The organism is Hydrocoleum sp. CS-953 (assembly GCF_002260545.1).
GTDB lineage: Bacteria > Cyanobacteriota > Cyanobacteriia > Cyanobacteriales > Microcoleaceae > Trichodesmium.
Map to the genome: position 1 here is coordinate 1 of NZ_LGSU01000440.1, position 3120 is coordinate 3120.

At 34.2% G+C, this 3120-nt stretch carries 1 protein-coding gene; it reads right to left on the minus strand.

Going from position 1 to position 3120, the window contains the following annotated elements; genetic code table 11:
- Nucleotides 1-246: 246 nt before the first annotated feature.
- Nucleotides 247-2442, minus strand: a complete 2196-nt coding sequence (gene cas3, locus AFK68_RS04390; protein ID WP_210407222.1) for a type I-D CRISPR-associated helicase Cas3' — start codon at nt 2440-2442, stop codon at nt 247-249.
- Nucleotides 2443-3120: the final 678 nt, after the last annotated feature.

Genomic DNA, 3120 nt, shown 5'->3' on the forward strand with positions numbered 1-3120 from the left:
CACTATTATATATGCTCTAAGTCTTTACCAATAATACTTTCAGTTAGACAAGTAAATCGTTTTTTAGAAGAACTTTGTACTCTCAAGATTAAATTAGATATATTCAATTTAAATAATTTGCGAAATTGATGGTTTTGCCATTGCATTTCCGAAAATATTATGATACTATTTAACTATAAGGGGTTACTTGCCTATGCGCATGACTTTTTATTCAACTCCACAAAATCCCTATCAGGGATACCAACCTCAAACAACTAATCCCTTACCCCCTTTACTTCCCATCCGATAAGCCAAAGTATCCACCAATAGTGCCGACTGCCCAAAAGCAATAGAATAAGGTGGAGTCTTATCGTGAATACTCCCAGAATCACAAATCCCATAAATCTGAAAGTGCATAGGTAGTTGCAACCGCCTCCGCACCTCCTCTACCGGATGCTCCAACACATAACAAACCAACGCCCTCTGACCTAACCGTTTATTAATCTCCCCTATCCAATTATTTTCTGGTTGCCAAACCTCAACCCCTTGCAAAACCTGCACCTTCCCAGCAGAAGCAATAGACTCCAAACTTCCCCGATAAGTAAATTTCCAATCTAACCTTTCCTCCCGATAACTCCGCAACTTCATAAACGCCAAACAATATTCAAATCTTCCCTGAGCGATCGCTTCCCCAGTCTTTTCCACCGTCTCATCCAACAACTTTAAAAAATCCTTTTTAGTCATTGATTCAATTTCTAAATTACTCAAAATTCCCGGTAGTTCGTAAGTCTTAAACCTATCCAAATTATTACTTTCTGTTAGGTCGTAAATTCCACATTGCAACCCACTCACACCTCGAAAACTACAAGCATATTCAACTATAGGATTTCCTGTTTTATTTCCTGATAATTCTTGCCATTCCTCGCGCCAATTTTTAATATTACCCGCCACCTTTCCTAAACTTGTTTGAAATACCAATTGACAAGCGTCTTTAAATTCTTTTTTACTCCCAGAATATTGCTGTTTAAGTTTTCCCAAATCCCAACAAATTTTCACAGACTGTACCGCTCCCCATTTCCGATAATAACCGTCAAAATTATTAATTTTTCGATAATTTTCCCGAATCATTTCATGGAAAAACGGGCGATTATAAACACCCCCAGATGCCAAAGGTGGAGACTCAACTTCAAACAATCTTTCTACTAAAAAATTAGGTATTAAAGCATAAGCAGTAAAATTATTAAACCTAATAAAATCCCCTTCCTTCTCATAACCATCGTGTCGCCCCAACCGCCCCAAACGCTGAATAAAATTACCTGAATCTGCCGACTCAAACAGCAAAAAATTAATCTTAAAATCTACTCCTACATCAATAGTGCTAGTACCAATAACTAAGTCAGCAGCAAGAGATTTTTCTTTCGTTTCTCTTCCAGATAATCCTGTATTTTCTCCTACTGTCAAACCATCTTTTGCCAACATTTCCTGATATAAAGGTGTCAAACGTTTCACCGCAGCAATTGAATTTAAAAGAATCGCCCCTTTAGTTCCCGGATTATTTTGAAAATGTTTTCTGACTAATTCAATATTTTCCTTCAGCCAAATTTCTGATGCTTTAGAATTAGGTTCTAGAGAGATAAAATTTAGAGATATTTCTCGCGATACCTGTCTAAAATTTTGCGATTCTAATTTTTGTTCTTCCTCTTTATTCTCAGGAAATAGATATTTATTTTCTGACAAAGGATTAATTTGCCGACACCGAAAATTTGCTTTTTCTAATCGGTCAATTAAATCAGCATTTGGAGTTGCCGAAAGAAACACAAACTTTTTCCAACGATTAGTATGTTTGATTAACAATAAAGTATTAATTACAGCAGCAATTTGTGGCGCTGAAAATACATGAAATTCATCAAAAATAAACAAATCAAAATTCTTATCAATCCTTCCCCAAAGTTTGTCTGGATTATCTCCTGTAAATTTTTTAGGAGAATTATTCTTAATGATATATGCACCCCGATGTAGATAATGCAAAATATCTGGATTAGTCAGTAAAATATCAGAATTAAAAGCACGACTTTCAATAGCAGCAGCTTTTTTTAATCCCTCATTTTCTGCATAAATTTCTAACTCTTGCCCGCTCAAACGTACAACACGAGGTTCATATTCTGGCTGAAATAATTCAATATATTTTTGTATTTGATTTTCTTGGTCGCGGGCAAGTTCATTAGTAGGATAAAGACCCATTGCTAAAAAGTCAGTTTGCATTGTTTCTAGATAAACTGCCAGACTTTTTCCTTCCCCAGTCATGCCGTAATTAAAAATAATATCAATATTAGGGTCGCGTAATGCTTTAAGAGTTTCTGCTTGATGCCAATATAAAGAAAAATTAGGAGGTAATTTTATTTCTTTTGGTGTCGATACTGTTTCCGAATAAACAGATTTAAGAGTAATTTTGTACTTGTACATAATAGTTATTTTCCTGAGTTTTTTGATGTGAAAAATCTCTGATTCAATTATTTATTCTGATTCAATACATTGATACTGCCAAATTTTTACTGACCCGATTATTCCATAATTAAATATGACATCAATATCAAGGTTGTGTCATGGTTTTAATGTTTCTGCTTGATGCCAATATAGAGACTAACCGTCAGGTAATATTACTTCTTCCGGTGTAGATACTGTTTGAGAATCAACAGATTTAAGAGTATTTTTGTACTTAGACATGATAGTTATTTCCCTGAGTTTTTTGATGTGAAAAATCTCTGATTCAATTATTTATTCTGATTCAATACATTGATACTGCCAAATTTTTCTGCGCTGGATAATCCAAAACTTTCACTCAACTTATACTGACTCAAATCCAGAAACTAAAATATTTTAATTTGGCTTGAGCTGGGATAAGCAAAAACTCCTATTGCGACATACGCAATAAAAACATTCACTATTTTTCCCCAAATCAAACTAAGCAACAATTCCTATTGCGACATACGCAATAAAAAACATTCACTATTTTCTACAAAATCAAACTAAGCAAAAATTCCTATTGCGATATACGCAATAAAAAACATTCACTATTTTCTCCCAAATCAAACTAAGCAAAAATTCCTATTGCGATATACGCAATAAAAAACATTCACTATT